Source organism: Cellulomonas sp. NPDC089187 (assembly GCF_040685135.1).
Classification (GTDB): Bacteria; Actinomycetota; Actinomycetes; order Actinomycetales; family Cellulomonadaceae; genus Cellulomonas.
Window position 1 is genome coordinate 196037 of record NZ_JBFBHI010000003.1, and the last position, 21148, is coordinate 217184.

Annotated in this window: 14 protein-coding genes and 1 pseudogene; 7 read left to right on the forward strand and 8 right to left on the reverse strand. The window is 72.2% G+C overall.

What is annotated here, in order from left to right:
• From AB0N78_RS09195 to AB0N78_RS09225, 7 genes are read left to right on the forward strand one after another with little or no spacing between them, the layout of a single operon-like run.
• Window positions 1-3369 (forward strand): discoidin domain-containing protein, encoded by a 3369-nt coding sequence (locus AB0N78_RS09195; protein ID WP_363388799.1) that lies wholly within the window; start codon window positions 1-3, stop codon window positions 3367-3369.
• Between the two features lie 22 nt (window positions 3370-3391).
• Window positions 3392-4423, forward strand: coding sequence for a glycosyltransferase family 2 protein (locus AB0N78_RS09200; protein ID WP_363388802.1), 1032 nt, complete (start codon window positions 3392-3394; stop codon window positions 4421-4423).
• Window positions 4420-5577 carry a glycosyltransferase family 4 protein gene (locus AB0N78_RS09205; protein ID WP_363388805.1) on the forward strand — a complete coding sequence of 386 codons (1158 nt, stop codon included), beginning with the start codon at window positions 4420-4422 and terminating at the stop codon, window positions 5575-5577. Before AB0N78_RS09200 ends, AB0N78_RS09205 begins: the two co-directional genes overlap by 4 nt.
• A gap of 52 nt (window positions 5578-5629) precedes the next feature.
• Entirely contained in the window at window positions 5630-7810 is a 2181-nt protein-coding gene (locus AB0N78_RS09210) for a glycosyltransferase (RefSeq protein WP_363388808.1), read from the forward strand.
• Complete coding sequence (locus tag AB0N78_RS09215) at window positions 7807-9114, forward strand: O-antigen ligase family protein (RefSeq protein WP_363388811.1); 1308 nt, start codon at window positions 7807-7809, stop codon at window positions 9112-9114. The genes AB0N78_RS09210 and AB0N78_RS09215 overlap by 4 nt, the downstream gene beginning before the upstream one ends.
• Window positions 9111-10127: a glycosyltransferase family 4 protein gene (locus AB0N78_RS09220; protein WP_363388813.1), complete on the forward strand. Its 1017-nt coding sequence runs from the start codon at window positions 9111-9113 to the stop codon at window positions 10125-10127. Before AB0N78_RS09215 ends, AB0N78_RS09220 begins: the two co-directional genes overlap by 4 nt.
• Window positions 10124-11311 carry a glycosyltransferase gene (locus AB0N78_RS09225; protein ID WP_363388816.1) on the forward strand — a complete coding sequence of 396 codons (1188 nt, stop codon included), beginning with the start codon at window positions 10124-10126 and terminating at the stop codon, window positions 11309-11311. Before AB0N78_RS09220 ends, AB0N78_RS09225 begins: the two co-directional genes overlap by 4 nt.
• 16 nt (window positions 11312-11327) lie before the next feature.
• Here the strand turns inward: AB0N78_RS09225 and AB0N78_RS09230 are convergent.
• The 8 genes and pseudogenes from AB0N78_RS09230 to glmU all read right to left on the reverse strand — a co-directional run.
• Window positions 11328-12437, reverse strand: a pseudogene (locus AB0N78_RS09230) (glycosyltransferase family 4 protein); the annotation flags it as partial.
• Window positions 12434-14155 carry a Wzz/FepE/Etk N-terminal domain-containing protein gene (locus AB0N78_RS09235; RefSeq protein ID WP_363388819.1) on the reverse strand — a complete coding sequence of 574 codons (1722 nt, stop codon included), beginning with the start codon at window positions 14153-14155 and terminating at the stop codon, window positions 12434-12436. The pseudogene AB0N78_RS09230 and the gene AB0N78_RS09235, both read right to left, overlap by 4 nt.
• Entirely contained in the window at window positions 14152-15321 is a 1170-nt protein-coding gene (locus tag AB0N78_RS09240; protein ID WP_363388821.1) for a glycosyltransferase, read from the reverse strand. The genes AB0N78_RS09235 and AB0N78_RS09240 overlap by 4 nt, the downstream gene beginning before the upstream one ends.
• Window positions 15308-16828, reverse strand: a complete 1521-nt coding sequence (locus AB0N78_RS09245) for a sugar transferase (protein WP_363388824.1) — start codon at window positions 16826-16828, stop codon at window positions 15308-15310. Before AB0N78_RS09245 ends, AB0N78_RS09240 begins: the two co-directional genes overlap by 14 nt.
• 97 nt (window positions 16829-16925) lie before the next feature.
• Window positions 16926-17546, reverse strand: a complete 621-nt coding sequence (gene pth, locus AB0N78_RS09250; protein ID WP_363388826.1) for an aminoacyl-tRNA hydrolase — start codon at window positions 17544-17546, stop codon at window positions 16926-16928.
• 101 nt (window positions 17547-17647) lie between these two features.
• Window positions 17648-18235 (reverse strand): 50S ribosomal protein L25/general stress protein Ctc, encoded by a 588-nt coding sequence (locus tag AB0N78_RS09255; protein WP_363388829.1) that lies wholly within the window; start codon window positions 18233-18235, stop codon window positions 17648-17650.
• Between the two features lie 253 nt (window positions 18236-18488).
• Window positions 18489-19472, reverse strand: a complete 984-nt coding sequence (locus AB0N78_RS09260) for a ribose-phosphate diphosphokinase (RefSeq protein WP_363388832.1) — start codon at window positions 19470-19472, stop codon at window positions 18489-18491.
• Window positions 19469-21106 (reverse strand): bifunctional UDP-N-acetylglucosamine diphosphorylase/glucosamine-1-phosphate N-acetyltransferase GlmU, encoded by a 1638-nt coding sequence (glmU, locus tag AB0N78_RS09265; RefSeq protein WP_363388835.1) that lies wholly within the window; start codon window positions 21104-21106, stop codon window positions 19469-19471. The genes AB0N78_RS09260 and glmU overlap by 4 nt, the downstream gene beginning before the upstream one ends.
• Window positions 21107-21148 lie beyond the last annotated feature (42 nt).

A 21148-nucleotide genomic window follows, 5' to 3' on the forward strand; every position in this document is an offset into this window, starting at 1 on the left:
ATGGGGGCCACGGGGGCGACGCCACCGAGCGGTGACCCGGGGCGGGCACAGGACGCGGCCGAGCCCGGTCGACGGTGGGGCGCGGTCACCGGAGCGGTGCTGTTGACGGCGGTGCTCCTGATCGGCACCGGAGCCGTGCGATGGAGCGGCTCCGACCCCGGGGACGGGGCCACCGTCGTCGAGCCACCACCCGCCGGGGAATTCACCGCCCCGGTGTGCGGGGTGGCCGACCCGGATCGCTACGCCGCGCTGGCCACCGACTCCCCCGTGGCGCGGGTCGAGGCGCTGGTGCCGGATCTGGCCCGGGACACCGGCTGGGGCGATGACGTGCCGCTGGCGCTCGCGGCGGTCGGTGGTCGGGTGGCGACGCTCGGTGGTGAGGAGGGTGCCCGCATGGTCGCCCGTTGGACCGCTGCTGGGGCACCGTTGACCACGGCGCAAGTCGGGGCGGCGGGCAGCTTCGCGCTCACCGAGGACGGCACGGTGCTCGCCCCGGTCGGATCGGACACCGTGGGGGCCTGGCCGGTGGACGAGGCCGACCCCACCGCCACCTGGCAGCTGCCCGGGGAGGTCACCGCCGTCGTCGGCTGGTCCGCCGGAACCGACGCGCTGGCCGCAGTGGTCCTGGCCGACACCGACCGCGTGGTCCTGCTGCGCGCCGACGGCACGGTCGACACCGGCGGCCCGGAGTTGGACCTCGGCTGGTATCCCCGGTTCTTCCCGCTGGACGACGGCGGACTGGCGGTGCTCAGCGACGCCGACGAGCGGTCGACCTCCATCACGCTGACCCGCTACGCCCCGGACGGCACCCCGGGCCTGACCATCACCGGGCCACTGAGTACCGAGTCCACCAACGGCAGGGCCGCTGCGCTGGACCACCCCACCGGCGTCGTCACCGCGCCGGACGGTGGTCTGCTGTTGTCCGGGCCGACCTGGCGACTGCTCGAGGTCGACGAGGACGGGGTATGGTGGCGGATCGCACTGTCCGGGCAAGGGCAGGGGTCGACCTTCACGCTGGCCGATCTGAGCCCGATGGTCCGCGACGACGCGGGGCTGCTCTTCGTCTCCCCCACCGACGACGGGTGGCAGCTCAGCCAGGTCGCCGACGATCAGGTGGACCTTCTGCTGGACGCGCCCCTGGTCTGGGATCTGAACCACTCCGCGAGCACCGACCGGCTCGGCTTCGGCCTCGGGCTGAGCACCCCGGCGGTGGACGACTACTTTCCCGACGGGATGCCGCCGGTGGTGACGGTCGATGTGGACCCGGAGTGGGGACGATTGGCCGGGGAGTACCGACTGCGCTACCGGGTAAGCGGGGACCCGACGCTGGCAGCCGCTGCGACACCGGCGGCCGGGGCTGGGGCTGGGTACGAGGCCGGAGCTGGGACCACTCTCATCGAGCCCGCGACCGCCCCCACGGAACCCGGGTCCGGGCCCGCACCCGCGACCGCAGACCCCGGGACCACGCCTGCACCCGCCGCGGAACTCGGGACCGAGGATGTCACCGGCACCGTGGACCTTCCCGCCGGTGGCGGCTCCGTCCCACTGGATCTGCCCACCGCCCGCCCCGGTGGCTATGAGGTGCACGCCGAGCTGATCGACGCCGACGGCACCGTCCGCACCGCCACCTGCCTGCGCTACGCCGTAGGTGCCCCCGGAGCCGCCCTCGACCCCGCCGGACTGGCCGACGGTGCGGACTGGGGCGGCCCCGGTCCGCTGCGCGGTGTGCAGCTGGCCGATCAGCTCGGCATCGGCAGTCACCGGGTGCAACTGGACTTCGGTGCCCTCGTGTCCGATCCCTCCGGCCCCGCGAGCGCCGAGCACCTCGACCTGAGCGCTCTGCCCGGTGCCACCGAGGACGATCCGCTCTCCGGGCTGGTCGCCGCCGCGAGCGCCGCCACCGCCTCGGGGGTGCAGCTGATCATCCAGGTGGGGCAGGGCGGCGAGGCGGAACACGCGGCGGTGGTGGCCGGGACCTGGGGCGATTGGGTGGCGGTGATTGTGCGTGCCCTGCGTGCCGCCGCTCCGGAGCTGGGCCTGTGGGCACCGTGGAACGAGCCGAACAACACCGGCTTCGGGGACGGGGGTGACTACGCGCGCCAGGTGCTCGCCCCGTTCGCCGCGGGGGTACGCACCGCCGATCCGGCGAGCCGGGTGGTCGGTGGCAATGCGTTGAACGTCGTCGTCGACTGGTACCGCCAGCTGATCGAGGCCGGAGGCTGCGCGGATCTGGACGTGATCGGCATCCACCCCTACACCGGCTTCAACCGGTCCTGGCAGGAGGAGGGGACGCAGGGGCCACTGGGGCAGATCGCCGAGCTGCGCACCGCACTGGCCGCCGAGCCGGAGTGCGCGGGGCTGTCGATCTGGGGCACCGAGTCCGGGTGGTGGTCGGACGGCCCGGCCAACACCTGGCAGCAGGCGGCGGATGTGGCGCGCACCCGTCTGCTGATGACCACCCTGGGTGTGGACGAGTGGACGTACTTCTTCAGCGAGGGCGGCTGGGGCGAAGGCGGGTTCAGTTGGTCGCTGATCCAGGTGGGCGCGTTCGTGAAACCCGCGGCGCTGGCGATGTCCACTGTGGACCGGATGCTGGCCGGTCGTGGCGCCCCCGAGGCCGTGGACACCGGCGACGGGGCCGTCACGGCGCTGGCCTACCCCGGATTGCTTGCGCTGTGGACCGCCGACGCGCACACCACCGTCACGGTCACCACGGATCGACCGACCAGTGCCACCCTCATCGACGTCTACGGCGGTAGCCGGGCCCTTGACCTCGGTCCGGCGGGCACCGATCTGCCGGTGAGCGGATCGCCGACATACCTCAGCACCGAGGCCACCGTGACGGTCTCCACCGCGCAACCGTTGTTGGCGCCGGTGAACCTGCTGACCGGGGGCACCGTCACCGCCTCCTCCGGTGACGACCCGACCGTTCTGGTTTCCGCCGACGGCGCGCAGGCCGAGCCCTGGCAGGCCGGGGCGCGCACCGCACAGGGCCCGGATGTCACCCCATGGGTGCAGGTGGAGCTGGCCGCCCCCACCGAGCTGCGCCGGGTCACCGTCGTCTCCGCCGGCATCCGGTGCTGCACCGCGGGCGTACGCAGCTACCGGGTGGAGGTGCGCACACCCGAGGGCGATTGGCAGGAGGTCGGCGGAGTCTCCGGCGCGTTCTGGGACCGGATCACCGCCGTGGACTTCGCACCGGTCACCGCCACCGCGATCCGGGTCCGGGTGCCCAGCACCGTGCTGCGCGGCGTCACCGTCCCCGACCTCGTCTACTCCGGTCAGTACGGCGGGCTACTCCCCGCCTGGGAGCCGGTCTCCCCCACGCCCACCTGGCCCCTGGCCCTGCTTCAGCTGTCCGCGACATAACGCCCCGAGGGAAGGACGACCGATGACACCCCGTGCCACCGTGGGCATCCCGGTCTACAACGGCGAGCGCTACCTGGCTGCTGCCCTGGACTCAGTGCGCGCTCAAGACGAGCCGGACATCGAGATCCTGATCTCCGACAACGGTTCCACCGACCGCACCGGCGATATCTGCCGGGCCGCCGCCGCACAGGATTCGCGCATTCGTTATCACCGTCAGGAGGCGAACCGTGGTGGGGCGTGGAACTTCAACCACCTGGTCGACCTGGCGAGCGCCCCGTTCTTCACCTGGGCGGCGGCGGATGACATCCGCCGACCGGAGTTCATCCGGCGCTGCCTGGAGGTCTTCGCCGAGGCGGACCCGAGCACGGTGCTGGTCACCCCGCGCACCCGGATCATCGATGCCACCGGCCGGATCATCGAGGATCTGCATGACACCGACCTGGCGTGTGATGAGCCGACCCCGCACGAGCGGATGCGGCACTTTCTGTCCGCCCAGGCCGCGCACCTGTTTTATGGACTGCACCGCACCGAGGTCCTGCGCAGCACCCGTGGCATCCGACCCGTCGTCGGCAATGATCTGGTGCTGTTGGCCGAGCTGGCCTGCCGTGGTCCGTTCGCTCTGGTGCCGGAGCAGCTGTTCTGGCAGCGCCGCCATGCCGAGCAGTTCTCCGCGCAGGGGCAGGCACAGGTGGCGTGGCACGCGCCCCGGGCCTCGGTCCGCTTCGCCTTCCCGCACACCAGAGTCAGCGTGGAGCTGCTGCGTGCGGTGACCTCCTCCGGAATGCCGCTCGGTGAGCGCCTCCGGGCCCTGGCGACCGTGCCGATGGCGTGGACGGTGCCCCGGTGGCGCGGCCCGGCCGCGGATGTCTGGGCAGCGCTCGGCCTGCACCCGCGACACCTCCGGGCGGGTCGGGGTGCACCCCGTGCCGACAGCGCCGATCATGCCGACAGTGCCGATGCTGCCGCCGGTGCCAGTGCTGCCCGTGCCACCGGGGCTGCCGGGGCTGCCGGGGCTGCCGATCGTGCCGACGACGGCGGGGCGGTCCGGACATGACCGCGGCACCGCGCCCCCCGGAGCTGCATGTCCTCACTCCGGGCGATCACTTCTCCCCGCGGACCGGCTCGGCGATCCCCACCGTGGTGGACGGACTGTGCGGGGCCGTCGACCCCGCTGACGGTCGTCCGTTGGTCGCCGTCGCCCGTGGCACCTACCCCGACCGCTACCCCAGCGCCGTCGCGGTGGAGTACGACCTGCCGGGCACAAGCCCCGTCGACCGCTATCTGGACGCCGCGGCCGGACGACTGGGCCTACCCCGCCCCGGAGCCCGACGCGCCCTGCGGGCAGCACTGACCGCGCAAGACGCCATGGCGGACGGGGTGGTGCTGGTGCACAACGCGCCGCAGGCGGTGCCGCTGGTCGCCCGCCGCCACACCCCGGTGCTCTACGCCCACAACCTGCTGCTGCGCAGCTACTCGCGCAGCGAGGCCGGTCGGGTGCTGGACCGGGCTGCCGCCATCGTCTGCGTCAGCGCCGCTCTGGCCGAGCAGACCGCCGACCGGCTGCCCGCCCCGCTGCACAGCCGACTGCGGGTGGTGCCGAACGGGGTAGACACCGACCGCTTCGCTCCGCGTCCCGACCCCACCCGGGCCGAGCGGCTGCGGGTGCTGTTCGTCGGCCGGATGATCCCGGACAAGGGCGCGGATGTGCTGGTCGAGGCGGTGCGGCGACTGGACCGCGCCGACATCACACTGACTCTGGTCGGCAGCCGGAACTTCGACGCCGGGGCCGCTCCCCGTGGCTTCGAGCAGGATCTGAGGCAGCGGGCCGCCGCGCTCGGTGACCGGGTTCAGTTCCGGTCTTTCACCCCCCGGACCGAGGTGGCGACGGTGATCCGGTCCGCCGATGTGCTGGTGGTGCCCTCACGCTGGGCCGAGCCCTTCGCCCTGACCGTGTTGGAGGGGATGGCCAGCGGGGTGCCGGTGGTGGCCTGCGCAGTCGGCGGTATCCCGGAGGCGATGGACGGCGCGGGGGTCTCGGTGCCACCGGACGACCCTGGCGCACTGGCCGAAGTGCTGGCCACGCTGGCCGATGACGAGGGTTTCCGGCAGCGGATCGGTCGCGAGGGCCGGGTGCGGGCCCTCGCCGGGGACTGGCATGCGGCCCGGCACCGACTCGACCGCGCGGTTTCACCCACACCAGTCGGGTGAACGATTGTCCGAATTGTCCCGGATGAGGGGTTTGCCCGGCACGATGGCTGGCATGCGGGTCCTGCGGATTTCCCACAGCGCGGTCGTCACGGCCTGGCGTCGACGGGAGCACGCCCTGCGCGCGAGCGGCACCGAGGTCCGTTTGCTCACCGCCCGGCGCTGGCCCGAAGGCGGGCGACCGGTCCGACTGGAGCCCGACCCCGGGGAAGACGTGCTCGGTCTGCGCACCCTCGGCCGTCACCCTCAGCTGTTCCTCTATGACCCTCGTCCGCTCTGGCGCGCGCTGGGCGAACACTGGGACGTGATCGATCTGCACGAGGAACCCTCCGCCCTGGCCACCGCGGAGATCTTGGCGCTGCGTGCCCTGCGCCGGGTCCGCACCCCCTACGTGCTGTACTCCGCGCAGAACCTGACCAAGCGGTACCCGCCGCCCTTCCGCTGGTGGGAGCGCCGGGCGCTGCGGTGCGCGGCGGCGGTCAGTGTGTGCAACACCGAGGCCGGACGGGTGCTGCGCGCCAAGGGACTCACCGCCCCGGTCCGGGTGATCGGACTCGGCGTCGACCTTCCTTCCATGCCCGATCCCGCACTCGCGTCCGACGACGCCGCCCGAGTCGACCCCCGGGCACCCCGCTCACACCCGGACCGACCCCCCGTGGACGGTTCCCGGTTCCGAGTCGGCTACGCCGGACGGTTCCTCGCCCCGCACAAGGGCATCGCCGTCCTGATGTCCGCGGTCGCCGCCGACCCTCGGATGGACCTGATCCTGGCCGGGGACGGACCACAGGCCGCACAGCTGCACGCACGGGCGAGGCAGCCCGATCTGGCCGGGCGGGTGGAGTTCCGCGGGCCGCTCTCCGGCGACGATCTGGCCGCGTTCTACCGCTCCCTGGACGTGCTGGCGGTGCCCTCGGTGCCGACACCCGGCTGGCTGGAACAGTTCGGTCGGGTGGCGGTGGAGGCGATGGCGGCCGGTGTCCCGGTGGTGGTCTCGGACAGCGGGGCCCTGCCCGAGGTGGTCGCCGATGCCGGGCTGATCGTGCCACCGGGCGACCCCGAGGCGCTCACTGCCGCACTCGCCCGGGTCCGGGACGAACCCGGGCTGGCAGGGTGGCTATCCAATGCGGGCCGGGTCCGAGCGGAGCGGTACACCTGGCACGCCATCGCGGAGCAGTACCAGGAGCTGTACGCAGCGACCCGGGGCGAGCGGCCCACCCCAGCACCGCACCGTGACGACAGCCCGCACAGGCCTGCCACGGCGCACACCGGTCCACACCATTCACCCAGCCCCATCCGGACCCCGGAGGTCGTCGTCGTGGCCTACGGTGCCGCCGATGCCCTCGCCGCCGCGCTTGCGCCCCTGACCGGTCGGCTGCCGATCACGGTGGTGGACAACTCCGGTGACCCCGCCGTGCGCGCGGTCGCTGCGGCCGCCGGTGCGCGCTACCTAGACCCCGGCGCGAACCTCGGCTTCGGTGCAGCGGTCAACCGGGCATGGGCCGACCCGCTGCACCCCGGTGCCGACCTGCTGCTGCTGAACCCGGATGCCCGGATCGACCTGGCCGGGGTCCATGCACTGTCCGCGCGCCTGCATGCCGACGCCCAGACCGCCGCGGTCGGTGCGCGGCAGGTGGACGACCACGGGCACCCGTCCCGCGTCCGGTGGCCGTTCCCGTCACCGTCCGGGGTCTGGCGTCAGGCGGTCGGACTCGGTCTGCCCGCCACCGACGACGGATTCGTCATCGGATCGGTGCTGCTGCTGCGCGCCGCGGCACTGGCGGAAGTGGGCGGGTTCGACGAGGCCTTCTTCCTCTACGCCGAGGAGACCGACTGGCAACGCCGGGCCCGGTCCGCCGGGTGGGCGCTCGCGGTCGCGGACGACGCACGGGCCCAGCACACCGGCGGCGGCACCAGCACCGACCCTCGACGCCGGGAGACGCACTTCCACGCGGGGCAGGAACGGTACCTGCGCACCCACCACGGGGCGCTCGGATGGCAGCTGGCCCGCCTGGGGGTGATCGCCGGAGCACTGGTCCGTGCGCCGCTGCCCGGACCGACCGGGGCCTCCGCGCGCCGTCGACTGCTCCTGCATCTGCGCGGTCCGGTGCGCGCCGAGGCGACACTCGGCGATCTGCGCCGTCCCCGACCGAGCACGCTGGCCCCACTACCGGCCACCGCACGCGCGCCCGCGATGCCCGTGGCAGAGCCGACGTCCACGCACCAGGGGGCAGCATGACCACGCGCGGCTTTCCCGCCCGGATCGCGGTCACCGCCGCCGTCGCCCTGCTCGCGGTCACCCTGGTGCTGACCACCTCGCTGAACCCCTGGTACACCCTGGGCATCGGCGCCCTACTGCTGGTGGTCGCGCTGACCTTCCGCGAGCCGATCGCCCTGCCGGTGCTGGCCATGCCCGCGCTGCTGCTGGTGAACCGGGTCGGTGGGGCCCTGTCGGTGTCCGACTTTGTGCTGTTCGCGGCGTTCTGGCCCGCGCTGCTGTTCTGCCGTCGTCCGCTGAGCCGGTCGATGCGGCACCTGTTGTGGGCGAATGCCGCCTATCAGGCCAGCGTGCTGTTCACCGTGATCGCCAATCCGTACCTGGCCAATGCGGTGGAGTGGCTGCACTCCTGGCTGCTGGTCGGCGGTGCGCTGCTGGTGGGATGGGCCATCGGGGCGGCGGGACTGGCTCGGGTCGGGGTCGGGCTGTACCTGGCGGGCAGCGCGGTGGTGACCGTGGCGGCGCTGGCGCAGTTCGCGATCAACCTGGCCGCAGGAACCGTCGGCCCGGTGTACCTGAACGAGCCGTTCTTGATGCACAAGAACTTCATCGGGTGCGTGCTCGCATTCGCCGCGGTGGTGGTCTACGCCCGACCGCGGTGGCTGCGGATGAACGACCTGCTCTGCCTCGGTCTGTTCGGCTTCTTCCTGGCCGGAGTGCTGGTGTCGCAGTCCCGGCAGGCGCTGATCGGGCTAGCGGTGGCCATCGCGGTGATCGCGCTACGCCCGGACCCGACCCGGCGTCGTTCCAAGCTGGTGCTGCTGGCGGTGGCGGTGGCTGCCGTGGTGGTGGGCGTCCTGGTGCAGGATCAGTTGGAGTCCGGTGACCAGGCGAACTCGGCGTATCAGCGGCTGATCTGGTTCGGTGAGTCCCTGCGGATCTGGGAGCAGTACCCGGTGTTCGGGGCGGGGCTGCGCTGGTGGTACACCGACCGGTTCAGCCAGCAGTTCCAACCGCCCAATGCCGAGTTCGAGATGCTGTCCTCCGGGGGGCTAGTCGGGCTGGTCGGCTTCCTCGGGATGTTCCTGGTGATGCTGGTGGTGCTGTGGCGGGTGGACCGCCGGTTCGGGACGCTGGCCTTCGTCCTGGTGCTGATGCGATTCGTCCAGGGACAGTTCGACCTGTTCTGGGTGGCGGCGCAGGTGTCCATCCCGTTCGTGCTCGCCGGGATCTGCCTGGGCGCGCAGGAGCACGTCCGGCAGCGGCACGAGGACGACGAGTCGGCCCACCGCGGCTTCGCCCTGACCGCCCGGGCGGCATCATGAACACCCCCGATGTGGTGCATGTGGTCTGCACCGACTCCTTCGCCGGGGTAGAGCGGTACGTGAGCACCCTCGCGCGTTGGCAGGACCGAATGGGCTCGCAGGTGCTGGTGGTGGGCGGGGCCGCTGATCGCATGCCCACTGAACTGGCCGGGACCAATGTCAGCTGGCAGCCCGGTCCAGGCTGGCGGGAGGCCGCCCGGGCGCTGCGAGGTCTCACCCCCGGGGTGGTGCACGCGCATATGACCGCCGCTGAGCTCGCCGCGGTGCTGACTGCCCGCGCCCCCGTGGTCGCCACCCGTCACTTTGCCCAGCGCCGCGGGAACTCTCCGGTGGCGCGGGCTGTCGGTCGGGTGCTCACCGCGCGGATCGCGGCCCAGGTGGCCATCAGCGGGTTTGTCGCGGATCGGGTCGAGGGCCGCAGTGTGATTGCGCACCCGGGTGTCCCCCCTGCCCCAGAACCGCCGACCGACGACCGCCGCCCCGTGGTGCTGATCGCGCAACGACTGGAGCCGGAGAAGCGCACCGACCTGGGCCTGCGGATCTGGGCGGAGTCCGGCCTGGCGGGGCGGGGGTGGCAGCTATGGATCGCTGGGGACGGCGCCCTCCGCACCGAGCTGCCGTCACTGGCTCGACGGCTGGGGGTGGCCGAATCGGTGCGGTTCCTCGGCCCACGGGGCGACATCGATCATCTGCTATCGACGGTGGGCATCCTGCTCGCCCCGCGGCCCGATGAGCCCTACGGCCTGTCCGTGGTCGAGGCGATGGCCCACGGCCTCCCGGTGGCGGCTGGCGCGGGCGGCGGTCATGACGAGACAGTCGGCACCGTGCCGGGCGCAGTGCTGCTGCCCACCAGGGACACCCGTGCCGCCGGGCGACTGCTGGCCGGGCTGGCCGCTGACCCGGCGCGCCGAGTGCGGTACGGAGCCGCCCTGCGGGACGCCCAGCACCACCGGTTCGATCTGGCGTCTCATGCAGCCGCGGTGGCCGCCGTCTACGCGGAGGTCCGACGATGAGCCTGCTGACCACCCCGGTGCGCCAGGACCTGGTGGTGCTCTCGCTGGAGCCGTGGGACGACGTGTGGCGCCGCAACCAACACCTCATCGCCGGGCTGCTGGCCGACGACCCCGGTCTGCACGTGCTGTTCGTCGAACCACCGGTGGACCACCTGCACGACCTACGCCGGGGCGCCCCGCTCACCCTGGGCCGGCGTCTGCGCCGACTGACCGCCGACGACGGGGTGCCCGAGGGCCGGGCTTGGGCGCTGCGACCGACCAAATGGCTCCCCCGCCGACTGGCACCCGGGGCCGACCGGCGACGTGCGGGGCGGATCGCCCGGGTGGCGCGGCGGCTCGGCATGCCGGACCCGGTGCTCTGGGTGAACGACCCGGATGGTGCCGCCGTATTGCGCGCCACCGGTTGGCGCGCCCTGTACGACGTGACCGACGACTGGCTGCGCGCCGACCGACCCGCCGCCGAGCTGGACCGGATCCGCAGCAACGAGGATCTGCTGCTGGCCGACTGTGCGGAGGTGGTGGTCTGCTCCCCGGCGCTGGCGCGAAGCAAGGGCGAAGCATCCGGCCGCCCGGTGACGGTGGTGACCAACGGCGTCGACCTGGCCGCCTACCGTCGGCCCGTCCCACGCCCACACGACCTGCCCGATGGTGCCTACGCGCTCTACGTCGGCACCCTGCACCCGGACCGATTGGACACGACTGCCTGCCTCCGCCTGGCCACCACGCTGCGCGCAGCGGGCACTCCGCTGGTGCTGGTGGGCCCAGCACTGATGGACCCGCTGGATCTGACCCGGTTGGAGGCCGCCGGGGCGCTGTTGCTCGGCCCCCGTCCCGCCGCGGAGGTGCCGGGGTACTTGCAGCACGCCGCCGCCCTGGTGGTGCCGCACCGGGTGGACGACTTCACCGACTCATTGGACCCGATCAAGCTCTACGAGTACCTGGCGGTCGGCCGCCCCATCGTCAGCACCCCGGTGGCCGGATTCCGGGACCAGCCCGCCGACCGGGTGGCGATCGCCTCACCCCAGCGACTGCCCGAGGCGGTACTCCGCGCGATCAGTGCACCGGCGGCTCCCCCGTCGGCACTGTCGGGCTCGTCGGCACCGACCGAGGTGCCGAGGTGGTCCGACCAGGTGCGCCGGATGGACCGGGTACTGACCCGCGTGCGCGCTGCCAGACCGCGGTGAGCACCGCCGCGGTCCGCTCGATCGGGTAGTCCCGGCGCACCTGCGACCAGGCTGTCCGGGCGCGATCCGCCGCCGCGACCGGGTCGGACAACAGACGTTCCACCGCCGCTGCCAAACCCGCCACGTCCCCGGCCGGCACCAGCTCCCCGCGTACGGGTCCGCCCCCCGGCCGCACGATCTCGTCCATCCCCCCGCCCGCGGTGGCGACCACCGGCACGCCTCGCGCCATCGCCTCCGCCACCACCTGGCCGAAGGGCTCGGGGGTCGGCGAGGCATGCACCAGCACCGTCAGCCGATCCAATTCCGCCCCGGTGTCCGCCACCCAGCCGGTGAACTCCACCCGACCGGACAGCGCCCCCTCCTTGGCCCGTCGTCGCACAGTGTCGGCATAGTCCTGTTCGGAGAACAGCGCATCCCCCACCACCCGGAACCGGAGCTCCGGATGCTGCCGAGCCAGCAGCTGCGCCGCCGCGATGAACTCCCGCTGCCCCTTGGTCGGGCTGATCCGCCCCACAATCCCGACCACCGGCGGCTGTGGCACCGCTCGGGCGAGGGGGTCCGGTCCGATCTGGTCGGCGGCCAGCCCCGGGTAAGCCACCGTCGACCGCACTCGGGGCAGGGTCCGCCCGGTCGCCCGGGAGTTCACCACCACCGCGGTCACCGCCCTGCGGGCCAGCACCCGGAACAGGCGGACCACCGGTGCGGGCAGGTAGTCCGCCGCGATCCGGTCGTGCACATGCCAGACCACGGGGCGCCGGATCGACCGCCCCGCCACCAACCCGATCAGATCGGCCTTGAGCGAGGTCGTGTGCACCACGTCAGGGTCGAGCAGACGCAGCTCCCGCCGCAGCCGGAGCACGAACGGCAGCGCGCGGCCCAGCGAGCGCACCGCTGCCCACCCCGTCGCGGCTTGCCGGTCGCTGGTGCCGACCCGGGGATCGAGTCGTCGCACCCGAACCCGCACCCCCCGGTCGGTGAGCATGCCGACCAGCGGCCCGTCGTCGAACAGCAGCACCGTGAGGTCGACCTCCACCGGGTTCAGCGCCGTGGCGAGCCGGAGGAGGGCGAGTTCGGCACCACCGGTCTGGGCGGTGTGGTCCAGCACCACCACCCGGATCGGTGTCATGTCCTCGGGGCGAAGAACAGCGCGGGACGGCCCCGACCTCGACGCGCCCCGGCCGGTTCCGGCACCGCACCACTAGCCTGCTCGACCCTGGCCCCGGCGGGATCGTCCGACTCCGACGGCGCGACATCCTCCAGGTCGTCGGACCCATCGGCCACCGAATCGCCCGGCCCATCAGAACCCGTCGCCGTCGCCCCGTCACCCACCGGTGTCCCCGCGAAGGCGTAGCTGGCCTCGTATCCGACCTCGCGCCCGGCCCCTCCGTCCAGGCTCAGCCCGAGCAGCCGCGCATGGGCCGCGCGTAGCCGATCCGCGGACTCCTCGACCGATCCGATCCGGGTGTGCCCGATGGTCGCGGCCAACAGCACCCCGTCGGCCAGCCCACCCAGGATCGTCGCGTCGGCGGCGACCAGCATCGGCGGGGCATCGATGATCACCACATCCGCCGCTGCCCGCAGGGCGACGATCAGATCTCGCACCCGGTCGCTGGCCAAGAAGTCCGCCGGGTCCAGCTCGGTGCGCAGCTCCGGGTGTACCGCCAGGTGCGGGATGGAGGTGGGCTGGGCACCGGCATCGGCCACCGCAGACGCCACCGTTCCCTGTTCGGCTACCGGCAACAGAGCGTTCAACCGGGGCTGGCGCAGATCACCGGAGAGCACCACCACGCTGCGCCCGGACAGTGCCCACGACGCTGCGAGGTTCGCCGCGACAAAGGACCGTGGTGTCTCCAGATCCGCCGATGTCACCACGATCACCGCGCTGCCCGACTCGTTGTCCGCCGCCGCTTGTAAGGCGGTGCGCAGCTCACGCACCGAGCGGGTGTAGGCGGTCGCCTCCCGGGTGGCCACCGGCAGCACCGATTCCGCCTCCCAGGTCTTCACCGCAGCGGCGGTGCCGGACAGGCGGGCCAGCACCGGTGCGGAGGCCGCCCGGCGGGCCGCCCCGGTGGTGCGCACCCGGGTGTCCAATCCGCGCCGCAGCACCGCCAGCGCGACGCCGACCAGCAGACCGGCCAATGCCGCGATCGCGTACACCAGCGACGTCGGCATACTCACCAGCTGCGCGGAAACCGCGTTCTGTAACACCACCGCCGGGTTGGCCAGCACCTGGGCCTGGGCCTGCTGCGCGGCAAGGGTCTGGTACTGGTCCATGCTCGCCGAATACTGCGCCTCCAGCAGGCCACCAACCGGGTCGACGCCCGTGCCCGCGGTCGCCGCCGAGGCCGCACGGGCCGCGGTGATCGCCTTCTGTTGCTGGTCGATGGCGTCGGCCAGGGCATCCAGGCGCTGCCGCATCCCGGTCAGGTCCTCGTCGAACTGTCCCTGCAACGCCCCGACATACGCCGCCGCCATCGCATTGGCCGCGCGGACGGTGTCGTCCGGGTCGGTGCCGGTGGCGTCCACCAGCACGTCGTTCGGACTATCCACCTCGTACTGCGCGGTGGTCGATGCGGCCAGGGCATCGGCGTCGACCCCACCGCCCAGCACGGTCGCGGCCGCTGCGGCCACCGCATCGGAGGTCACCAGGCTCGGGTCGGCCTCCACCCGCACACCCGCCGTCGCCAGCGTCTCCGCGTCGACGATCTGCACCGTCGCCTCCGCGGCGTACTGCGGTTCCTGGCCGGACAGGTAGGACCAGGCACCACCCAACGCGGCGACCAGCGAGACCAGGACCAGCCATTTGCCGAACCAGATCGTCCGGAACATCTCCTGCAGGGTCATCGGGTCTCCTCGGGGGACGTGGGTGCCGCTGCGGCGACGACCGGAGCCGACGCGTGGCCGAGCTCCCGGTCGACTACCGCGCGCAAGCGGTCGATGAAGCGGTCAAGCCCGAAGGACTCCGCGTGTGCGCGCAGCAGGCCGCGATCCCAGGTCCGGGCCAGCCCCCGGTCAATGGCGGCGGCGATGGACTCGGCCTCGGGTCGGTCGAAGAACTCGCCGGTCACCCCGTCCCGCACCGTGTCCAGGTACCCGCCGTCCCGCAGCACCACCGAGGGACGTCCGAAGGCGGCTGCCTCCAGCGGGGACAGTCCGTAGTCCTCGTACGAGGCCGCGACCAGCGCCGCGCAGTGCCGGTACAGCCAACGCAGCCGCGCGTCGTCCACCCGCCCGGCCAGCACCACCCGGGGCAGGTCGGCCACCCGCTGACGCAGGACTGCTCGCTGCGGACCGTCGCCGACCACCACCAGCCGCACCCCGGGGCTCCGGCGCACCGCCTCAATCACCCGGTCGACGTTCTTGTAGGGCAGCAGCCGCGCCACGCAGAGCAGGAACCCCGGTTCGACGCCGGGCAGTGGCGTCTGCGGTCCCTCCGGCAGCAGCGCGGGCGGCGGGGCCAGCACCTCCGCCTCGATCCCGTAGACCTCCCGCACCGCGCGGGCGGTCACCGTGGAGTTGGCCAGGTACCGGTCCGCTCCGGCAGCCGCGCGTTGATCCCACGACCGCAGCCCGGGGGCCAGCACGTCCAGCGCCCCCGCTCGGACCCAGTGCCCGACCCCGCCGCCGTCCCGCCCCAGATAGCGCTGCCCCTGGTAGAGCCAACGCGCGGGGGCGTGGCAGTACACGATCTTGCGTCCGGTCACCGGGAAGCCGTGCGCCCATCCGGTGGAGGACGCCAGCAGCAGGTCAGCGTCGATCGGCATCCGGTCGACCGCGCGGGCCAGCAGCGGCAGCGCCAGCCGGTGCGAACGACGCAGCAGCCCGACCCGGTTCACGGTGCTGGTGCGCAGATCCAATGCGCCGAACTCCGGGAAGGTGCCCGCCGCGTGGTGCAGCGTGGTGTACATCGGTGCACCGGGAAAGGCCTGAGCCAGCATCAGCGCGACCCGCTCGGCACCACCGCGCTGGGTGGCGTAGTCATGCGCCAGCGCGACCTCAACGCCCGCCATGTCCACTCACCACCACACCGAGCGTCCGCCACAGGATCATCAGGTCGAAGGCGATGGACCAGTTCTCCACGTAGCGCAGGTCCAACTTCACCGCCTCGTCCCAGGGCAGATCCGCCCGGCCACTGATCTGCCACAGTCCGGTGATTCCCGGCTTGACCAGCAGCCGTCGGCGGGCGGACTCGCGGTACTGCACCACCTCATTGGGCAGCGGTGGGCGGGGCCCGACCAGCGCCATCTCCCCGCGGACCACGTTGATCAACTGGGGCAGCTCGTCCAGCGAGTGTCGCCGCAGGAAGTGCCCGATCCGGGTGATCCGCGGGTCGCGGTCCAGTTTGAACAGCGGACCGTCCGCCTGATTCCCCGCCCGCAGCTGCGCCAGCTGTGCCTCGGCGTCGACCACCATGCTGCGGAACTTCAGCATGGAGAACTCGTCACCCTCCTTGCCCACCCGGGTCTGCCGGAAGAGGACCGGTCCAGCGCTGGTCAGCTTCACCGCCGCGGCGATCACCAGCAGCAGCGGTGCCAGCGCCAGCAGCCCGCTGAGCGCCACCGCCGAATCGAAGACCCGCTTGGCCACGATCCTCGACCGCCGGGACTCGGCGGCGTTCACGTGGATCAACGACAGCCCCGCCGTCGGTTCCAGGCTGACCCGCGGCCCGAATACCTCGACGATCCCCGGCGCCACCACCAGCTCGACCCGCGTGCGCTGCAATGCCCAGGACAACCGACGCAGCGCCTGCCCGGACAGTTCCGAGCCGGTCACGATCACCACGTCGAATCGCCCGTCCACCGCCACCTGCACCACATCGGAGACCGTGCCCAGCACCGGCACCCTGAGCCCGGGCAGCGGCCCGACGAACGACGGCACGCACACCCCGGCGATCTGGTAGCCGTACTGGGGCAGCCCACGCAGGTCCTGCACCACCCCGGTGATCGAGGCAGCATCGCCGACCACCAGTGTCCGCCGCATTGATTTGCCCGCCGCGCGGCGCTTGTGCAGCGAGCGTCGGGCGGCGTGCCTGGCCATGATCAGCACCAGCACCACCAGGGGCAGCGCGGCGAAGACGATGGTCCGGGGCACGTCGACATCCGCACCCACCGCCAGCAGCGCGAGTCCGGCGGCGGTGAGCACCCCGCCGCGGATCACCGCCTCGAACTCCAGGTGCCCGTCGCCGATCACCTGCCGGTCGTAGCCGCGCTCCACGGTGGTCATGGTGATGAACAGCAGCCCGATCAGCAGCCCCCAGCCGAGCTGGAGCAGGCTCACCCCGTGCATCACGAACAGCAGGAGGGTCGGGATTCCAGTGGCCAGCACCACGTCTCGGGCCAGCGTGGCGACCTGGTAGTGCGCGTGATCGCCGCGCCAGTCGGAGGGTGCCGATGCAGTCAACGGCGCGTGGAAGGGCGTGTCCGAGGCCCAGGACAGTCGGGGCCCGGTGGTGGCGCGGCGCCGGTCCCCGACAGCGCGCTCGGTGTGCGGTGTGTCCTGATCGTCGATCAGACTCATGGGATCCCCTGGCCTCGGTGTGCCGCGAGGCTATATCAGTAGGTTTGTCCCGGTCCGCCCTATCTGTCCGTTTTCACCCTGTTCGCACCCGTTTGGATCAGCCCTTGGTGTGGAACCGCAGCTGCGCCTTCTCCAGCCCCTCGGTGACGAGCAGTTCGACCGCGTCAGCGGCATCGTCCAGCAGGAACGGCAGCTCCTTGCGCTCGCCCGCACCGAAGTCCCTCAGCACGAAGTCCGCCGGGTCCTGCCGCCCGGGTGGCCGCCCCACACCAACCCGCACCCGCAGGTAGTCCTTGGTCCCGAGCGCCTTGCTGGTGTCGCGCAACCCGTTGTGCCCGCCCTCACCACCGCCGCGCTTGAGCCGCACCTGCCCGAAGGGGATGTCCATCTCATCGTGGACCATCACCACACGCTCAGCCGGAATGTCGTAGTAGCGGGCCAGCGCCGACACCGGGCCGCCCGAGGTGTTCATGAACGTGCCTGGCTTGGCCAGCACCGCCCGCGGCCCCGGCATCCCTCCGGGAAGGGTGCCGATCCGTAGCTCCGCAGTGGCCGCTTGCGGACGACGGGACAACAGGCCACCACCCCGGGTGGAGAACGTCGTCGACCCCCGCCGGGCCAACTCGTCCAGCACCATCTGCCCGACGTTGTGCCGGTTCCCGGCGTACTGCGGCCCGGGGTTGCCCAGGCCCACCACCAGCCAGCGGCCCTCGCTCATCATGCTCCTGTCGTGTTGGTCCGGACACGCCGGACGCCCGGCACCTGAACGGTACCGGGCGTCCCAGCGTCGTCGGCGTGCTCAGCGCACACCAGGGCGGATCACTCCGCGGCGGCCTCAGCGGCGGCGTCAGCCTCGTCGTCAGCAGCGGAGGAGCGCGGCACGGCGATGGCGACCATCACGATCTCGGCGTCGGTGACCAGCGAGGCACCGGTGGGCAGCTTCAGGTCGGCGGCGGTCACCTGGGCACCGGCCTCCAGACCGGCGATGTCCACCTCCAGCGACTGCGGCAGGTGTGCGGCGTCAGCCTCGAGCTCCACATTCTGGGTCTCGACGATGTGGATGGTGCCGGGGGCGGACTCACCAACGATGGTCACCGGGACCTCGACCGAGACCTTCTCGCCCTTGGCGACGATCAGCAGGTCGACGTGCTCGATGATCTGGCGCACCGGGTCGCGCTGCACATCCTTGGCGATGGCCAGGGTGTCCTTGCCGTCCAGCTCGATGGTGAACAGCGCGTTGGCCTTCTTCAGCGACATCATGGTCGCGTGGCCCGGCAGCGAGACGTGCACCGGATCGGTGCCGTGGCCGTAGAGCACGGCGGGGATCTGGTTGGCCCGACGCAGACGGCGGGCAGCGCCCTTGCCGAACTCGGTACGGGTGGTGGCGACGAGCTTGACCTCAGACACGATGACTCCTGTGCAGAACGCTGGTGGCGGGGCGACGACGGTGGCCTCGACGCGGCGCGACACAGCGCACGCGGAGGCGGGCGCCCTGTCGATCACGGAGCGGAGTGTCCGGGCCCGAAGACCGTTTCCCACCGCATCCCTCGCCGAGGCAACTTGCCGAGCTTACCCGGTCCGACCCCGTGCAGGGAAACTCAGCGGGACATGACGACGCCCCGCCCCGGAACTCTCCGGTGGCGGGGCGTCAGATACGAACTCAGGCCCGGCCGTCGAACAGCGAGGTCACCGACCCGTCGTCGAAGACCTCGCGGATCGCACGAGCCAGCAGCGGAGCGATGGACAGCACGGTCAGCCCCGGGAAGCGGTGCTCCTCCGGGATCGGCAGCGTGTCGGTGACGATCACCTCGCGGGCACCGCACTGCTGCAGCCGGTCCGCCGCCGGGTCGGAGAGCACGCCGTGGGTCGCCGCGACGATGACGTCCTTGGCCCCGGCCTCCATCAGCACCCGGACCGCACCGGTGATCGTGCCCGCGGTGTCGATCAGGTCGTCGACCAGCACGCAGGTGCGGCCCTCGACGTCACCAACCACCCGATTGGCCACCGTCTTGTTGGGCTGGTTGATGTCCCGGGACTTGTGCACGAAGGCCAACGGGCCGCCACCAAGCTTCTGAGCCCACAGCTCGGCCACCCGGATCCGCCCGGCGTCCGGGGACACCACAGTGACGTTCTGGACGTCCACCCGGGTCCGCACGTACTCGGTGAGGATCGGCATCGCCCACAGGTGGTCCACCGGCCCGTCGAAGAAGCCCTGGATCTGCGCGGCATGCAGGTCGACGCTCATCAGCCGGTCGGCACCGGCGGTCTTGAACAGGTCCGCCATCAGTCGGGCCGAGATCGGCTCCCGTCCGCGGTGCTTCTTGTCCTGCCGCGCGTAGCCGTAGAACGGTGCGATCACGGTGATGGTCTTGGCTGAGGCCCGCTTGAGTGCGTCCACCATCAGCAGGTGTTCCATCACCCACTGGTTGATGCCAGCCGCGTGGCTCTGCAGCACGAAGACATCCGCACCGCGCACCGACTCCGCGAACCGCACGTAGATCTCGCCATTGGCGAAGTCGTAGGCGGTGGTGGGCAGCAGCTCGGTGTCCAGGCTCTCGGCCACGGCGGTGGCCAGCTCCATGTGCGCCCGTCCGGAGACCAGGACGAGGCGCTTCTCCTCGTTCTGCTCGATCGACCCAGTCATCGTGCGGTGTCCTCCGTGGCGGTGTTCGTGGGGCTAGTGGGGCGCTGCGGCAGGTCAGGGGGCGGCGTCGGCGCCTGGGTGCTGGCGGCCTGTCCGGCCCGCTCCCGCTCGGCGCGTGCTTGGGGGGACAGCCCGGCATCCGGACCGTCGACGGCGGAGGCGGCCTCGGCGGCGGGGGTGCCGGCCCGGTTGCGGACCACCCACCCCTCGATGTTCCGCTGCGCACCGGCGCTGACCGCCAGCGCGCCGGAGGGCACGTCGTGGCGGATGACCGACCCGGCACCGGTGTACGCACCGTCGCCGACGGTCACCGGCGCGACGAACATGTTGTCCGAGCCGGTCCGGGCGTAGGAGCCGATGGTGGTGCGGTGCTTGCGGACGCCGTCGTAGTTCACGAACACGCTGGCCGCGCCGATATTCGTCTCCACGCCGATGGTGGCATCGCCCACGTAGGACAGGTGCGGCACCTTGGAGCCCGCACCGATCTCCGCGTTCTTGGTCTCCACGAAGGTGCCGATCTTCCCCCGCTCACCGAGCACAGTGCCCGGGCGCAGGTAAGCGAAGGGGCCGACCAGTGCGTCCTCACCGATCACGGCCAGTGACCCGTGGGTGCGGATGACGGTGGCGCGGGCCTGCACCTCGACGTCGGTCAGGGTGGTGTCCGGGCCGATGGTGGCGCCCTCGCCGATGCTGGTGGCGCCGTGCAACTGGGTGCCGGGCAGCAGGGTGACATCCCGCGCCAGCTCCACATCCACGTCGACCCAGGTGGTCGCCGGGTCGATGACGGTGACGCCCTCGCGCATCCAGTCGTCCAGGATGCGGCGGTTCAGCTCGGCACGCAGCACCGCCAGCTGAGCGCGGTCGTTCACTCCCTCGACCAGCACCGGGTCGTCCGTGCGCAGCGCCCGGACCCGGCCGCCGTCGCCCCGGGCGATCCCGATCACGTCGGTCAGGTACACCTCGCCCTGCGCGTTGTCCCGGCTCAGCCGTCCGAACGCCCCGCGCAGCACGCCTGCGTCAAAGACGTACACCGAGGAGTTGATCTCGGCGATGGTGCGCTGCTGCGGGCTGGCGTCCTTCTCCTCCACGATGGACTCGACGTCGCCGTCGGGACCGCGGACGATCCGGCCGTACCCGGTGGGCTCCGGCACCTCGGTGGTCAGCACCGTGACCGCGTTGCCGTCGGCGGCATGCGCGGCCAGCAGCTCGGCCAGGGTCTCGCCGTCCAGCAGCGGGATGTCCCCGGCCAGCACCACGACCGGGCCCTCGACCAGCACCCCGGCGGCGGAGCCGGGCTCACCCGGGCCCTCGCTCCGGGCGACGGCCTCGGCTTGCGCGGCGGCATCCAGCACCGAGAGCGCGCACTGCACGGCGCGCCCGGTGCCGGGAATGTTGTCCTGGTCGGCGATCAGCACCGCCGAGTCCAGCGACATCGCGTGCGCTGCCACCCGGTCGCGCTCGTGCCGCACGACGACGGCGGTGCGCACCGGGTCCAGCGACGAAGCCGCGGCCAATGCATGGCCGAGCATGCTCCGGCCCGCAAGCGTGTGCAGGACCTTGGGGGTGGACGACTTCATCCGGGTGCCCTCGCCTGCGGCGAGGACCACGACCGCGGCGGGGCGGGGGGTGGTCACCTGTGGGTGCTCCCGTCGGTTCTGCCCGCGAACCGGCAAGGT